The organism is Enterobacter sp. ECC_219_Taxon_10 (assembly GCF_058354905.1).
In genome coordinates this window covers 2,238,488-2,252,932 of record NZ_CM178005.1, presented here as the reverse complement: position 1 = coordinate 2,252,932, position 14,445 = coordinate 2,238,488, and the positions used below count along the sequence as shown (strand labels likewise).

The 14,445-nt window shown below is 54.6% G+C and carries 13 protein-coding genes; 5 read left to right on the top strand and 8 right to left on the bottom strand.

What is annotated here, in order from left to right:
* Positions 1 to 10: 10 nt before the first annotated feature.
* The 5 genes from AC4ICF_RS10805 to AC4ICF_RS10785 all read right to left on the bottom strand — a co-directional run bounded on the left by AC4ICF_RS10805 (position 11) and on the right by AC4ICF_RS10785 (position 5,818).
* Positions 11 to 1,474, bottom strand: a complete 1,464-nt coding sequence (locus AC4ICF_RS10805) for a mannitol dehydrogenase family protein (RefSeq protein ID WP_316379036.1) — start codon at positions 1,472 to 1,474, stop codon at positions 11 to 13.
* A gap of 218 nt (positions 1,475 to 1,692) precedes the next feature.
* Positions 1,693 to 3,060 carry an MFS transporter gene (locus AC4ICF_RS10800; RefSeq protein ID WP_163329153.1) on the bottom strand — a complete coding sequence of 456 codons (1,368 nt, stop codon included), beginning with the start codon at positions 3,058 to 3,060 and terminating at the stop codon, positions 1,693 to 1,695.
* Between the two features lie 72 nt (positions 3,061 to 3,132).
* Positions 3,133 to 4,152: a Zn-dependent oxidoreductase gene (locus tag AC4ICF_RS10795; RefSeq protein WP_316379035.1), complete on the bottom strand. Its 1,020-nt coding sequence runs from the start codon at positions 4,150 to 4,152 to the stop codon at positions 3,133 to 3,135.
* Positions 4,153 to 4,166: 14 nt separating this feature from the next.
* Positions 4,167 to 5,381 (bottom strand): D-mannonate dehydratase ManD, encoded by a 1,215-nt coding sequence (manD, locus tag AC4ICF_RS10790; protein ID WP_316379034.1) that lies wholly within the window; start codon positions 5,379 to 5,381, stop codon positions 4,167 to 4,169.
* 110 nt (positions 5,382 to 5,491) lie between these two features.
* Positions 5,492 to 5,818, bottom strand: coding sequence for a YnfA family protein (locus AC4ICF_RS10785; RefSeq protein ID WP_032657499.1), 327 nt, complete (start codon positions 5,816 to 5,818; stop codon positions 5,492 to 5,494).
* A 152-nt stretch (positions 5,819 to 5,970) separates the two neighbouring features.
* Here AC4ICF_RS10785 and AC4ICF_RS10780 point away from each other — a divergent pair, with 152 nt between their 5' ends.
* Together AC4ICF_RS10780 and speG are read left to right on the top strand one after the other, a co-directional pair.
* Entirely contained in the window at positions 5,971 to 6,309 is a 339-nt protein-coding gene (locus AC4ICF_RS10780; RefSeq protein WP_063145673.1) for a DUF1283 family protein, read from the top strand.
* Complete coding sequence (speG, locus tag AC4ICF_RS10775; protein ID WP_023311549.1) at positions 6,309 to 6,869, top strand: spermidine N1-acetyltransferase; 561 nt, start codon at positions 6,309 to 6,311, stop codon at positions 6,867 to 6,869. Before AC4ICF_RS10780 ends, speG begins: the two co-directional genes overlap by 1 nt.
* Before the next feature lie 17 nt (positions 6,870 to 6,886).
* Here the strand turns inward: speG and AC4ICF_RS10770 are convergent, their stop codons facing one another.
* Positions 6,887 to 7,633: a YnfC family lipoprotein gene (locus AC4ICF_RS10770; protein WP_395312775.1), complete on the bottom strand. Its 747-nt coding sequence runs from the start codon at positions 7,631 to 7,633 to the stop codon at positions 6,887 to 6,889.
* 69 nt (positions 7,634 to 7,702) lie between these two features.
* Here AC4ICF_RS10770 and AC4ICF_RS10765 point away from each other — a divergent pair, with 69 nt between their 5' ends.
* From AC4ICF_RS10765 to dmsD, 3 genes are all read left to right on the top strand, one after another.
* Positions 7,703 to 7,969: a DUF1161 domain-containing protein gene (locus AC4ICF_RS10765; protein WP_316379033.1), complete on the top strand. Its 267-nt coding sequence runs from the start codon at positions 7,703 to 7,705 to the stop codon at positions 7,967 to 7,969.
* Positions 7,970 to 8,101: 132 nt separating this feature from the next.
* Positions 8,102 to 10,540, top strand: a complete 2,439-nt coding sequence (gene ynfE, locus AC4ICF_RS10760) for a selenate/tellurate reductase subunit YnfE (RefSeq protein WP_316379032.1) — start codon at positions 8,102 to 8,104, stop codon at positions 10,538 to 10,540.
* 93 nt (positions 10,541 to 10,633) lie between these two features.
* The gene (gene dmsD, locus AC4ICF_RS10755; RefSeq protein ID WP_316379031.1) at positions 10,634 to 11,248 is read left to right on the top strand and encodes a Tat proofreading chaperone DmsD; all 615 of its coding nucleotides are present in this window, start codon (positions 10,634 to 10,636) and stop codon (positions 11,246 to 11,248) included.
* 39 nt (positions 11,249 to 11,287) lie between these two features.
* Here dmsD and AC4ICF_RS10750 read toward each other — a convergent pair whose 3' ends face one another.
* Together AC4ICF_RS10750 and AC4ICF_RS10745 are read right to left on the bottom strand one after the other, a co-directional pair.
* Entirely contained in the window at positions 11,288 to 13,003 is a 1,716-nt protein-coding gene (locus tag AC4ICF_RS10750) for a SulP family inorganic anion transporter (RefSeq protein ID WP_316379030.1), read from the bottom strand.
* Between the two features lie 134 nt (positions 13,004 to 13,137).
* Positions 13,138 to 14,346, bottom strand: a complete 1,209-nt coding sequence (locus AC4ICF_RS10745; RefSeq protein ID WP_316379029.1) for an MFS transporter — start codon at positions 14,344 to 14,346, stop codon at positions 13,138 to 13,140.
* Positions 14,347 to 14,445: the final 99 nt, after the last annotated feature.

Here is a 14,445-nt window from a genome sequence, read left to right as displayed (position 1 = left end):
ATGTGTTGAATTACAGATGTGACACGCACTCCGCAACCGTGTTCTTTGCCCCCTTCTGCAGCAGCGTCAGATATGCGCTCATCACGGCGTCTGTGAAGGCTTTTTCTCGCGGCAGCTCTTTCCCAAAAATGGACTCAATGCCGAGCAGCGCGTTAACCCGGTTTTCCCCTTCGGCACTCCCTTTCACCGCCGCCTGAATCACCGCCAGCTGCGGGTCACTCACATCGATGGCATTACCCTGCTCGTCAACGCCGCCGACATAGCGCATCCACCCTGCCACGCCCAGCGCCAGGAGTGGGAAAGGCGTCTGGTGCACCAGGTGCCAGCGTACGGAGTCCAGCATACGCTGCGGAAGCTTCTGGCTGCCGTCCATCGCAATTTGCCAGGTGCGGTGACGCAGGGCCGGGTTGCTGTAACGGGCAATCAGCAGGTCGGCGTAGCGTTCTAAATCGACGCTCTTCACTTTCAGGGTCGGCGCCTGCTCGTTGAGCATCAGCGCGTGCGCGGCGACGCGGTAGCTCTCATCTTCCATACAGTCGTTGATATGCTGGTATCCGGCCAGATAGCCCAGGTACGCCAGGAACGAGTGGCTGCCATTGAGCATGCGCAGCTTCATCTCTTCAAACGGGATCACGTCTGAAACCAGCTCGGCGCCCGCTTTTTCCCACTCGGGGCGCCCTGCCACAAAGTTATCTTCGATCACCCACTGGCGGAACGGTTCACAGGCCACCGCCGCCGGATCGCGCACGCCGGTCAGCTTTTCGATTTTATCCAGCGTATCGGGAGTAACCGCCGGCACGATACGATCCACCATGGTTGACGGGAAGGTGACGTTAGCCTCGATCCAGTCCGCCAGCTCGCCGTCTACCGCCCGGGCGTACGCGCAGGTCACGTTGCGCATCACGTGGCCGTTCTCCGGCATGTTGTCGCAGGACATCACGCTAAACGCAGGCAGACCCGCCGCTTTGCGACGCGCCAGCGCTTCCACCACCACCCCGGGCGCGGATTTCGGCTGGTGCGGGTTTTGCAGGTCGGCGACGATAAACGGGTGATCGAGCATCAGTTGCCCCGTCGCCGGCGAGTGGCAGTACCCCTTCTCGGTGATGGTCAGCGAAACAATCGCCACCTGAGGTTCACACATCGCTGCCAGCACGCTCTCCAGGCCGTCAACCTGCGCGTGCAGTGCCTTTTTGACTACGCCAACCACGCGGGAGGTCCAGGCATCGGCAGACATTTCCGCCACGGTGTAGAGATTATCCTGCGCGTTCAGATCGGCAATCTGCTGCTCGCCACCAATCAGGTTAACCTCACAGTAGCCCCAGTCGCTGCTGTGTTCAGCCGCGAGGATATCGGCATACACCGCCTGATGCGCGCGGTGAAATGCGCCGAAGCCTAAATGTACAATGCGTGCTTTAAGACTGTCGCGATCGTACTGTGGCAGCGTCGCGTTGGCCTGTAATAAGGTGTTTTCCATGATTAAGACTCGCTAATTAGAAAGCTGTGGATCGCTGCCGCTCCTTCTGAAGCGGCAGCGCCTGCTGACTACACCAACTAGAATGGCAGTTGGGGTAAAAATAACTGCCATCAACCATACTGATACTGCCGTTTGAGATTTTGATTTATATTAACTTTTGCTCATGTGGTGTGACATAAATAAAAAGTTGTGTGATAAGTCACGCAAGATATAAACCACTAGCGTCGCGTGGAGATCGCACCGTAGCCCACGCTCGCTTTTGGCGCGGCCTCCGCTGCATCTTCCGCCGCGCTCAAATCGCGGTCGCGTACTTCCGGCATCAGGAACGCCGAGACGAGGCCGATTGCGGAATAGGCCACCAGCATGGCAACGATCGGCCACCAGGAGCCGGTCATGTTGCAGAAGATCCCCGCCAGTACCGGACCAAAGCCCACCGCTACCAGCCCGCCCGCTTCTTTAGAGATAGCCATGCGGGTAAAGCGATTCCGCGAGCCAAACATCTCCGCCATGGTGATATTTTCCAGCGCAAACAGCCCCAGCACGGCGAAATTATGGATAACGATGATCGAGAGCATGATTGTCCCCGGCGCATAGCTTTTATCGACGATAATCGACAGCATCGGGTAGGCCAGAATAATGGCGGAGATATTGAGGATAATGTACGGCAGCCTGCGCCCCACTTTATCGGAAAGCCAGCCCAGCAGCGGGATGGAGATAAACCCGAGAATGGAGCTTATCATCAGCGCATCGGTGGGAATCGCTTTATCGAACAGCAGCGTCTGGACCAGATAACCCGCGAGGAATGTCTGGATCAGCCCCGAGTTGCCCGCCTGACCGAAACGCAGGCCGGTCGCCAGCCAGAAGGATTTACTTTTCACCATTGAACCCAGAGAGGTGTCCGGCTGCACGGTTTCTGCATCGTTTACTTTCTCAAAGACCGGGCTCTCCTTGAGGTTCATTCGCAGCCAGATGGCAAAGACCATCACCACGACGCTGGCGAGGAACGGCACGCGCCAGCCCCAGGCGAGCAGCTGTTCACGGTCAAGGGCAAAGAACATGATGGCCCAGATCGCCGTTGCGCTCAGCGTTCCGCAGTTTGTACCCATCGCCACCAGCGAGGAGATGATGCCGCGCTTCCCCTTTGGCGCATACTCCGCCAGCATGGTCCCTGCCCCGGAGATCTCTGCCCCGGCGCCCAGCCCCTGAATAATACGCAGCGTCACCAGCAGAACGGGCGCAAAAATGCCGATTTGCGCGTAGGTCGGTAGCACGCCAATCAGCGTGGTGCAGATCCCCATCATGGTGATGGTAATGAACAGCACCTTCTTACGACCAATGCTGTCGCCCATTCTGCCAAAGATAAAAGCCCCGACGATGCGCGCAATATAGCCAGCGCCGTAGGTGCCCATCGCGAGGATCAGCGCCATCGCGGCGGACTGTTCCGGGAAGAAGATCTCATGGAAGACCAGTGCGGCGCCCAGCGAGTAGAGCTGGAAATCCATAAACTCCAGGGCGGTGCCCAGCCAGCCGGAGACGGCGGCTTTTACCAGATCGGAGGTGGTTCTTTGAGGTTGTGCTTGCGTCATAATGGCTATCTCTAAAAGGTAAGATGCGTACCACCAGAGCCTGTCTTCGCAGGCTCTTAACCGCGTATAGGATTATTGTCCGAACGTGAGCAAGACTTTGCAGCACTGCCGCTGGTCTTTTTCAAACAGTTCGATGGCGTCTGTTACATGGTGATAGTCAAAGGTATGGGTGATCAGTTTGTCCGGGTCGATCAGCCCTTTTTGCAGCCAGTCGATGACGACCGGGAATTTGTTAGCATTCAGGCGCGAAGAGAAGATCGCCAGCTCTTTACCGGTGATGCCCTGCTGGACTATCTGGCTCGGCTCGCTGGAGAACCCCATCAGCACGATGCGCGCCGCCGGAGAGGCCAGAGTGACCGCTTCGTGCAAAATCGCCGGGTGACAGGCGGCATCAATGATTAACGTCGGCTTGATGCCTTTTTCGTCCAGCGCGGCCTGCAGCGACTGTTCGCTGTTATTTAAGACCCAGTCCGCGCCGCTGCGCCGGGCCATCGCCAGGCGCTCGTCTATGCGGTCAACAACGATAACCTCCTTCACCTTATAGACACCCTTCAGCGCCTGCACGGTGACCAGCCCCATTGGCCCTGCGCCGTAGATCAGCGCAATGTCCAGTTCGGTGGGATTAGCCTGCCCCGTCACGTTGGCGGCGATGGTGAAGGGCTCAACCATGACGGCGTGCTTATCAGGAATGCCGTCCGGAACAGGCCAGGCATTTTTAGCGGGCACTACCGCATATTCGCTGAAGCCGCCGTCACGGTGTACGCCCAGCACCACCAGCGAGGTGCAGACGTTCGGTTTTCGGACAGAGCACGGATAGCAGTGTCCGCAGCTGATCACCGGATCAACCGAGACGCGCTGGCCCAGGCGCGCGCTGTCTACGCCCTCTCCCACGGCGTCAATCACGCCAAAGAACTCGTGGCCGATCGTGCGTGGATACTTCGCAAACGGATTATGGCCGCGATAGATGTGGCTGTCCGAACCGCAGATCCCCGCCAGCATGATTTTGACGCGGACTTCGCCTGCGCCGGGCTCCGGTCGTGGCCGCTCTTCAATCACCAGTTCGTTCGGCTGTTGAATCACTACGCTTTTCATCGTTCGTTCCTCGCTTACCAGTTCCACAGCGTGCCGTCTTCAAGACGGGCCACCGGCAGATAGGCCGGATCGTAGGGGTATTTCGCCGCCAGCTTTTCGTCAAACTCGATACCCAGGCCCGGCTTGTCGCCCGGGTGCATATAGCCGTTTTCAAAGCGCCAGCTGTGCGGGAAGACTTCCAGCATCTGTTCGGAGTAGCCCATATATTCCTGGACGCCAAAGTTTGGCACCCACAGGTCAAAATGCAGCGCGGCCGCGTGGCATACGGGCGAGAGATCCGACGGGCCGTGCGAGCCGGTGCGCACCTGGTAGAGCGACGCGAAGTCCGCGATGCGGCGCATCCCGGTGATCCCGCCAGCATGAGTGATGGTGGTGCGGATATAGTCGATAAGCTGCTCTTCGATGAGCTGCTTGCAGTCCCAGATACTGTTAAACACTTCCCCCACCGCAATTGGCGTGACGGTGTGCTGGCGGATCAGGCGGAAGCATTCCTGGTTTTCAGCGGGCGTTGGGTCTTCCATCCAGAACATGCGGAATGCTTCAATGCTCTTGCCGAAGCGCGCCGCTTCGATGGGCGTCAGGCGGTGGTGCATGTCGTGCAGAAGATGTTCATTGAAGCCAAATTTGCTGCGTACCGCGTCAAACAGCTTTGGCGTGAAATCGAGGTATTTCTCGGTGGACCAGAGCTGCTCTTCCGGCCAGTCGCCTTTAGTGGCGGGCTCGTAGGCCAGCCCCTTCCCTTTGGCCATGCCGTAGGTGGTTTTCATGCCCGGCACGCCGCACTGCACGCGGATGGCCTTAAAGCCCATCTCCTTATGGCGGGCGTAATCTTCCAGCACGTCGTCAATGGTGTGCCCGGTGGTGTGGCAGTAGACCATTACGCCCTCACGGGATGCGCCGCCCAGCAGCTGGTAAAGAGGCATGTTGGCCGCTTTGGCTTTGATGTCCCACAGCGCCATATCCACGGCGGAGATGGCCGACATGGTGACCGGGCCGCGACGCCAGTAGGCGCCCTTATAGAAAAACTGCCAGATGTCTTCGATACGGTGCGCGTCGCGGCCAATCAGCTGCGGGCAGAGATGATCCTTCAGGTAGGAGGCAACGGAGAGCTCACGCCCGTTCAGCGTGGCGTCACCGAGGCCCACAATCCCCTCATCGGTGGTGATTTTAAGGGTGACAAAGTTCCGCCCCGGGCAGGTAACAAACACGTCAGCCGCGACAATCTTCATAATTCCTTTCCTTACATCGTTCGTTATGATGCTGGAAATTTACCCACCAACCCTACTACCATACAAGTATAATGATCATAAAATCCGCCAACGATCACAAAACCAGGGGCTCAGGCCCGCCCCCATCCCGCCACAATGATCAGCATACCGCACAGAGCAACCAGCGCGCCGGCCCAGTCGTAGGCGCTAAGTTTGACGCCGTCCACCACGCGCAGCCACAGCAGCGCAGTACAGACATAGACACCACCGTATGCGGCGTAGACGCGGCCACTGGCAGCCGGATGCAGCGTTAACAGCCAGACAAAGAGAGCCAGCGCGACGCTTGCCGGGATGAGCAGCAATACCGACCCTCCCTTCTTCAGCCAAAGCCACGGTAGGAAGCAGCCGATGATTTCGCATAGCGCGGTAGCAAAAAAAAGCAGCGTCGTTTTGAGCATAGTTAACGTCAGGTGAGGATCTATTTAGACATCATACCCGATAATGTCCTTTACTTTTCCATACCCGCTCCGCGGGTATGCCGTTATTGCTCTTTGGTGTAGAATCTGAACGGGGAAACTTGCTCATCTGCACCCATTTTAAAGGAAACGCTATGACTACATTAAGCAAACGCCTTTGTCTGACAGCCCTGCTGGCGCTGTCATCGTTCGCCTTTGCCGCCTCTGCGACAGCGGAAACCAGCAAGCTCGTTATTGAGTCTGGTGACAGCGCGCAAAGCCGCCAGAACGCCGCGATGGACAAAGAACAATGGAATGACACCCGCAGCCTTCGTCAGAAGGTCAACAAACGTGCTGAGAAAGAGTGGGACAAAGAAGATGTCGCCTTCGACGCACGCGATAAGTGTCAGCAAAGTGCGAACGTCAATGCCTACTGGGAGCCGAACACCCTGCGCTGCCTGGATCGCCGCACTGGTCGTACGGTTGCCCCATAATGTCGGCGCCCTGTGACGTAAAACTCCGGCCGCTGGAGCGTGAAGATCTGCGCTTTGTCCACCAGCTCGACAATAACGCCAGCGTAATGCGCTACTGGTTCGAAGAGCCGTACGAGGCCTTTGTCGAGCTGTCCGATCTCTACGATAAGCACATTCACGATCAGAGCGAGCGTCGTTTTGTGGTGGAGTGTGAGGGTGAAAAAGCGGGGCTTGTGGAGCTGGTTGAGATCAACCACGTTCACCGTCGGGCGGAGTTCCAGATCATTATTTCGCCTGAGCACCAGGGGAAAGGCCTGGCCTCACGGGCGGCTAAGCTGGCGATGGATTACGGATTTAACGTCCTGAACCTCTACAAGCTTTACCTGATCGTGGATAAAGAGAACGAGAAAGCGATCCATATCTACCGTAAGCTGGGCTTTATGGTAGAAGGCGAGCTGATTCACGAGTTCTTTATCAACGGCGAATACCGCAACACCATCCGCATGTGCATCTTCCAGCATCAGCACCTGGCGGGACACAAGCCGTCAGGCGCCAGCCTGCTGAAACCAACCGCGCAGTAACCTGCGCGGTTTTATTCTCAGTAGTACTCAATCGTATTCTTGATGGTGTACTTGCGCTCAACGGCAGGCTTAACGCTGTCGTCAGTGATGGTGAGATCGCAGCTGACCGGGTTGTTGTGTCGATCGTAGTCGCAGCTCTGCGTCACGTTGCCGAGCGGCTTGTCGTTTAACAGGCTCACGGCCGAGTAATCCATTCTTTTGCGCAGATCCTTTGACGGTGTCGACTGCACCGATAAATGCTGATCCCCGGAGACAGTGGTTTTGCCCAGCGGATAGCCATCCGCATCGTATCGATACTTCACTTCCATCTCTTTGCCGTGCGCGGCCACCACAAAGCCGTTGTCGTCGGTATCCCACGTCACCCCGGCTGACGGCAGTTCGGCCAGTTGGCATTTGCCCTGCAGCTTCACCTTACGCTGCTGGGTTTCTGCATCAATGTAGTAGTTGGCATCCAGCACCAGCGCTACGCCCGTGTTAGCCTCCAGGTCGTGCAGTTCCAGCGTATCGAAACACCCTTCCGCCGACACGGTGCCGGTAACCCGTTTGGACACTTCGCCCTTCTCGTTGAACAGCGTCTGGGTAAAGTCTTTGACCGGGCCGCGCAGAGGGTCAAAATCAAACTCGTTTGAAAAACTCGCCATCTCCGGCGTAAACGACAGCGGCGCGGAGTTGTTGTCACACCCTGCGAGAGCGGCTGCCAGGAGCGTTATCGCTGCATATTTCTTCACATTCTTTACCAATACAGAGAGATTATTCCCAATCATATTAGCAAATACAGTTGTTTACACGAAGCATGCTAAAATTAATCTATACACAGAGAAAAGGAGCTACAGATGAAACGGTTACCCTGGATTACCGCCCTGCTGTTAATGAGTGCTTCAACCGCCGCGCTGGCGGCACCCGACTCCTGCGAGCGCGTGAAAAGCGACATTCAGCAGAAGATTATCAACAACGGCGTGCCGGAGTCAGGTTTTACGCTGAGCATTGTGCCGAATGATCAAGCTGACCAGCCGGACGCGCAGGTGGTGGGCCACTGCGCCAACGACACCTTTAAAATTTTGTACACCCGTACAGGCAATGGGGCTGCGGAATCTCAGTAATTTACCTTCAATCCCCTTTGATTTGATGAGGATTAAGATCTAATACCTCCAAATAAGTAACACTCACCCCATCATTAGCCCGGTTGTAATCACGGGTAAAAATAATACGTAATCTCAATCTTGGGGTGAGCCATGTCTGAGGTCGATCATCACGGCGGTATTAGCCGCCGAACTCTCGTGAAATCTACCGCAATAGGTTCTCTGGCGCTTGCCGCTGGCGGGATCTCGCTTCCTTTTGGTCTAAAAAGCGCAGCCGCTGCGGTGCAAAATGCCGTCCAGCCTGCGGAAGATAAAGTGGTCTGGGGTGCCTGCTCGGTCAACTGCGGCAGCCGCTGCGCGCTGCGCCTGCACGTCCGCGACAATGAAGTGTACTGGGTCGAAACGGATAACACCGGTGAGGATATCTATGGTAATCACCAGGTCCGAGCCTGCCTGCGCGGGCGCTCTATTCGCCGCCGCATCAACCACCCTGACCGCCTGAACTACCCGATGAAACGCGTGGGCAAACGCGGTGAGGGCAAATTTGAGCGCATCACTTGGGATGAAGCGCTGGACGCTATCACCGCCAGCCTGAAAGACGTGGTCGACAAATACGGCAACGAAGCGGTGTATATTAACTACTCCTCCGGCATTGTCGGCGGCAATATCACCCGTTCCTCTCCTTACGCTTCGCTGGTGGCGCGCCTGATGAACTGCTACGGCGGTTTTCTGAGCCACTACGGCACCTACAGCACGGCGCAAATCGCCTGCGCCATGCCCTATACCTACGGCAGCAATGACGGGAACAGCACCTCGGATATTGAAAACACCAAACTGGTGGTGATGTTCGGCAATAATCCGGCGGAAACGCGCATGAGCGGCGGCGGGATTACGTATTATCTGGAGCAGGCTCGCGAGCGGTCCAACGCGCGCATGATCGTTATCGACCCACGCTATACCGATACGGCAGCCGGACGCGAAGATGAATGGATCCCGATCCGTCCAGGTACTGATGCCGCACTGGTGGCAGGTATTGCCTGGGTATTGATCGACGAAAACCTGGTCGACCAGCCGTTCCTGGACAAATACTGCGTTGGCTATGACGAAAAAACGCTGCCGGAAGGCGCCCCCGCGAATGGTCACTATAAAGCGTATATTCTCGGCCAGGGGGATGACAACACGGCGAAAACGCCTGAATGGGCCTCGCACATCACCGGCATTCCGGTAGATCGTATCGTCAAGCTGGCCCGCGAAATCGGCTCCGCGAAGCCGGCCTACATCTGCCAGGGCTGGGGACCACAGCGCCAGGCGAACGGCGAGCTGACCTCCCGCGCCATCGCGATGCTGCCGATCCTCACAGGTAATGTGGGGATCAACGGTGGCAACAGCGGCGCGCGCGAATCCAGCTACACCATCACTATCGAACGTATGCCGCTGCCGGAAAATCCGGTTAAAACGCAAATATCCTGCTTTAGCTGGACGGATGCCATCGTCCGTGGCCCGGAAATGACCGCCCTGCGCGACGGGGTGCGCGGTAAGGATAAGCTGGACGTGCCGATTAAGTTCATCTGGAACTACGCGGGCAACACCATTATTAACCAGCACTCCGATATCAATAAAACTCACGAGATCCTGCAGGACGAAAGTAAATGCGAAACGATCGTCGTCATTGATAACTTCATGACCTCGTCAGCGAAGTACGCCGATATCGTGTTGCCGGACCTAATGACCGTCGAACAGGAAGACATCATTCCTAACGATTATGCAGGCAACATGGGCTACCTGATTTTCCTCCAGCCCGTGACTGCACCGAAGTTTGAGCGTAAGCCCATCTACTGGATCATGAGCGAAGTGGCGAAACGCCTCGGGCCGGATATTCATCAGAAATTTACCGAAGGGCGCACGCAGGAAGAGTGGCTGCAGTATCTGTATGCCAAAATGCTCGCAAAAGATCCCGCACTACCGTCCTATGACGAGCTGAAAAAAATGGGCATTTATAAGCGCAAAGATCCGAACGGACACTTTGTGGCCTATAAAAAATTCCGCGAGAACCCGGAAGCCAATCCGCTGAAAACGCCCTCAGGCAAGATTGAAATTTACTCCAGCAAGCTGGCGAAGATTGCGGCGACCTGGGAGTTGGCAAAAGACGAGACCATTAGCCCACTGCCCGTGTACGCATCAACCTTTGACGGATGGGATGCGCCCGAGCGCGCGCAGTTCCCGCTGCAGCTGTTCGGTTTCCACTTTAAAGCCCGAACCCACTCGAGCTATGGCAACGTCGACGTGCTGAAAGCGGCCTGCCGCCAGGAGGTCTGGCTTAATCCTGTCGATGCCGAAAAACGCGGCATCAGGAACGGCGATACGGTGCGCGTCTTTAATAGTCGCGGTGAGGTGCGAACTGAAGCAAAAGTGACGCCACGCATCATGCCCGGCGTGAGCGCCATGGGCCAGGGTGCCTGGCACGATGCCAATATGAGTGGCGATCGTATCGACCACGGCTCATGCATCAACACGCTGACGACCCATCGACCTTCTCCGCTGGCAAAAGGCAACCCGCAGCACACCAATCTGGTGCAGATTGAGAAGGTGTAAAAGGTGAAACGCGAGACCATAGTTTAATCTATGGTCAGTATTATCGGTTATCACAGTCGCGCGGGCGTCGTCCGCGCAAGCAAGGAAAGTTTTATGGAAGACGTCTCACATCGTGAATCGTTCGCGTTCAGTGCCAGGGTACTGGGCGCGCTGTTTTATTTCGCTCCCGACAGCGAGCAGGCCGCGCCGCTGGTGAGCGCTCTCACCGCTGGCGAATGGGTTCAGGACTGGCCCCTGCCGCCGGAAGCGCTGCAGCCCGTTGCCGATACGTTTGCCTCATCTTCCGATGAACCGCTGACCGACGCCTGGCAACGGCTGTTTATTGGTCCTTATGCCCTGCCCGCTCCGCCGTGGGGTTCCGTCTGGCTGGACCGTGAATCCGTGCTGTTTGGCGATTCGACCCTCGCGCTGCGACAGTGGATGCGGGAGAACAATATCGCGTTTGAGATGCAGCAACAGGAACCGGAAGATCACTTTGGCACGTTGCTAATGCTCGCGGCGTGGCTGGCCGAGAATGGCCGCGAAGCGGAGTGCGCTCAGCTTCTGGCGTGGCACCTCCTGCCGTGGAGCACCCGCTTCCTGTCATTGTTTGTCGATAACGCCGGGCATCCGTTTTATACCGCGCTGGGCAGGCTTGCGCAGCTGACGCTGGCGGACTGGCGATCCGGACTGCTTATTCCGGTTGCGGAAAAGACGCTGTATCGCTAGAGGTGTGGCTTGCTCGCCGGTGGCGGGCAAGCCTTTAACTTATACCTCGCCACCTGATTCACTCGCACTCTCTTTACTCTGAATGAACCGAAGTGCCAGATAGAGGTCTGGCGCCAGAATCATGTCATCATCATTCATCGTTGGCCGACTCTCTTTAAACCAGCGCGTTAATTCCGTTTTTCTGCCCGCCAGGATTAACGTAATCTTTCGCCCCTTCAGGTCACGCTTTAACTCATTAATGGTTGCCAGGACGCTGATGTCTGAATAGGTGAAGCAAGCAACGGCATCAATGACCACCCATTTAGGTTGTAATGCAGTACCATCAACCAGGTTCAATACCCGACGTTTAAAATAAGCCACATTAAAATAGGTCAACGGTGAGTTAAATCGATACATCAGCACGCCCGGGACCATTTTAATATCGGTTGTATTACCTAATGAGTGAATCATTCCATCTTCGTCAGTGCCCAACAAGTGCTCAGAGGGACGAAACACTGTACGAAGGAACTGTAACAGGCCAAGCAACACCGCAAGGCCGATCCCCTGGATAACGCCGATAATTAAAACACAGCCAAAAGTGAAGAAGGCCAGGCGGAATGCCTGTTTATTTCTGCGCCTCAGGTTCCAGAGCCCACGTAAATCAATTAATGACCACGAGGCATACATTAGAACAATACCTAATGCAGATACCGGAATAAATTGTAATGGCTGGGTGAAAAATACCACAACGATACCGATGAGTAAGGCCGCGACTATGGAAACCAGCTGACTTTTCCCACCCACTGAATCATTAACCGCGGTCCGGGAATCAGCACCACTGATAGCAAAACCCTGGGATAACCCAGACATAATGTTCGCAATACCCAGCGCTCTGAACTCAGCATCAGCATTGATTTCATAACCATTTTTCGCGGCAAAACTGCGGGCGGTCAGCATCAGACTCACAAAACTGACCAAAGCCAGGTTCAGCGCCGGGATCACCAAATCACGCATCGGACCAGGCTGGAATTCCCTCCAGTTAACGACGGGTAAGCCAGACTGGAAGCCATCTCCCCCAATCGTGGCGATACCATACTGTTGCGCAGCTGTTCCCCACACCAGAACCGTTGTCAGTACAATGGCAATCAACGGTGCTGGCCAGTGGCTACGATACGTTTTAATAACCATTAAAATAATTAACGTTAAAAGTGATATCCCTATGGTTAATAAATGGCTGTCTGACAATCGGCCTGGCAAGGCTATTATTTTCTCAATAACCTGTGCTTCATCTAGCTTGATCCCTAAAACCTTGCCTAATTGCCCGACAATAATCGTCACGGCTACGCCATTTAGCAAACCCGTAAGAATGGGATGAGAAAGCAGATCGGCAAGTGCGCCCAGACGAAACTTACTGGCAAGCAGGCACCACCCGCCCATCATCAATGTCATGATAATCGTCAGTTGCCAGTGCAGTTCGGGATTACCTGCAGAAAGCGGAAAGACGACGGCCGCAATCACCGCGCAGGTTGTGGCATCAGGGCCAACAATAAGCTGACGTGAAGAACCAAACAGTGCATACGCTATCATCGGTAAAACGCACGAATAAAGCCCCACTATTGCCCCAACCCCTGCCAGCTCAGCATAAGCAATAGCTACGGGTAGCGCTACAGCCGCAACGGATAACCCGGCTTTAACATCCTGCTTTAACCAGCTTTTATCGTAGGCTAACAAATTTTGTAGCCCTGGCATGTAGTTTAATAAAACTCTTCCGAACACGTTATTCTCCGGATATAGATATCACCCACGTAATATTGGCACACTTCTTTACGAGGTTCTGGCTTTCAAATGCTCCGGATAAAGGATCGCGTTGCATCGATCCGTTGTACTCACAGCCAAAAGCGGACGTTATGCTAATCAATGACGAGAAGATCGGGTTGGTTCTTACGTTTAGCCAGTTTCTTTTGCAAAATGATAACGATGATTGGGAACCCTAATGCGGAAATGGCGCTTACCGTTAGTAACGTGTTCATTTTTTGTTGTGACATGTCATGCCCAGGTAATAAAAAAGAAGACAAAAAAAATGCGATCGTTGTAATCAAATACATCATTGATGTTTGTAATGACATGAATCCTGCGCGTTGCCTGTTATCAGGAAACTGAATCGTAACCGCCGAAGATGAAACCAGACGACTATAAGATGCACCGAGAAATAAAGTAATAAATAGCGCCGGATGCGGAAGCCCCAGGATGGGTATGAGCAAACTCAGAATAAAAACGATAGTTGAAGCTGTCGCCAGAACCACAGCAGAAAAACGTGTCGTTAACACGCCTGTCATTTTTGTCGACAGGTACCCTGCCATCCCCCCGCCGAAGAATAGCCAGGACAACATGTCCGGAGAAGCGCCAGGCTGCTGTAACAATAATGGTACCAGAACAGGAACGACCAGCATTGGGCTAAACTGTACAAGCGCATTAGCGGAAGCAAACAGTAAAATATCCACATTGAGAGGCTGCGAATGGGGTGTCTCGAAAGAAACGCGATCTTGTGGAATGACGGTGATAATCAGTGGCAACGCCAACAAACACAGCGTACTGATGAACCACAAAGCGATATGCCAGCCATAATGAGTACATAAAAATAATATTGTGGGCATTCCCGCAATGCTTACTATCGAAAATGACGCAATCACCGCCGCTAACATTTTTCCACGCAAGTGAGTCGGTGCGTGGTTTATCAATATACTGATACCCACCCCCATTGTGGTACCGCCCAACAATCCTGCACAGAATCGTAATGTAAGCAAAAGGCTAAAACTGGAAGTCAATGTCGTTAAAAAGGTCAGCAGCCCCAGGAGAGCCATATTGGCGATGAGAAAGCGTTTCTTATTAAAACGACCGATCCAGTAAAAAGCGATAATGCCCGACAGAACGGCACCTGTTGTGTACAGGCCGGAAACGTAGCCTGAGAAGGATACGGGAACAGCAAAATCAGCCGCCATAAAAGCAAAAATAGGGTTGAACATCATATATTCCAGCGCATTCGTGAACTGGATAAAAGCAATTACAGCAGCGATTCGTATGAGTGTTTTATGATTTAACGTTTTTGTGACCAGTGGCATAGCAGGCGACCTGTGGATGAAAGATATCCGAGTTTAACCGCTATCAAATCTGTTCATTAGATGGTAAAAATGGCACTTATTGTTATCATTTATGGGATA

Coding starts and splice junctions, on each gene's coding strand:
- manD (WP_316379034.1), bottom strand. CDS start 5,381: ATGAAGATTGTCGCGGCTGACGTGTTTGTTACCTGCCCGGGGCGGAAC.
- AC4ICF_RS10765 (WP_316379033.1), top strand. CDS start 7,703: ATGAAACGGTTACCCTGGATTACCGCCCTGCTGTTAATGAGTGCTTCA.
- ynfE (WP_316379032.1), top strand. CDS start 8,102: ATGTCTGAGGTCGATCATCACGGCGGTATTAGCCGCCGAACTCTCGTG.
- AC4ICF_RS10795 (WP_316379035.1), bottom strand. CDS start 4,152: ATGAAAAGCGTAGTGATTCAACAGCCGAACGAACTGGTGATTGAAGAG.
- AC4ICF_RS10770 (WP_395312775.1), bottom strand. CDS start 7,633: ATGATTGGGAATAATCTCTCTGTATTGGTAAAGAATGTGAAGAAATAT.
- AC4ICF_RS10785 (WP_032657499.1), bottom strand. CDS start 5,818: ATGCTCAAAACGACGCTGCTTTTTTTTGCTACCGCGCTATGCGAAATC.
- AC4ICF_RS10800 (WP_163329153.1), bottom strand. CDS start 3,060: ATGACGCAAGCACAACCTCAAAGAACCACCTCCGATCTGGTAAAAGCC.
- speG (WP_023311549.1), top strand. CDS start 6,309: ATGTCGGCGCCCTGTGACGTAAAACTCCGGCCGCTGGAGCGTGAAGAT.
- AC4ICF_RS10745 (WP_316379029.1), bottom strand. CDS start 14,346: ATGCCACTGGTCACAAAAACGTTAAATCATAAAACACTCATACGAATC.
- AC4ICF_RS10780 (WP_063145673.1), top strand. CDS start 5,971: ATGACTACATTAAGCAAACGCCTTTGTCTGACAGCCCTGCTGGCGCTG.
- AC4ICF_RS10805 (WP_316379036.1), bottom strand. CDS start 1,474: ATGGAAAACACCTTATTACAGGCCAACGCGACGCTGCCACAGTACGAT.
- dmsD (WP_316379031.1), top strand. CDS start 10,634: ATGGAAGACGTCTCACATCGTGAATCGTTCGCGTTCAGTGCCAGGGTA.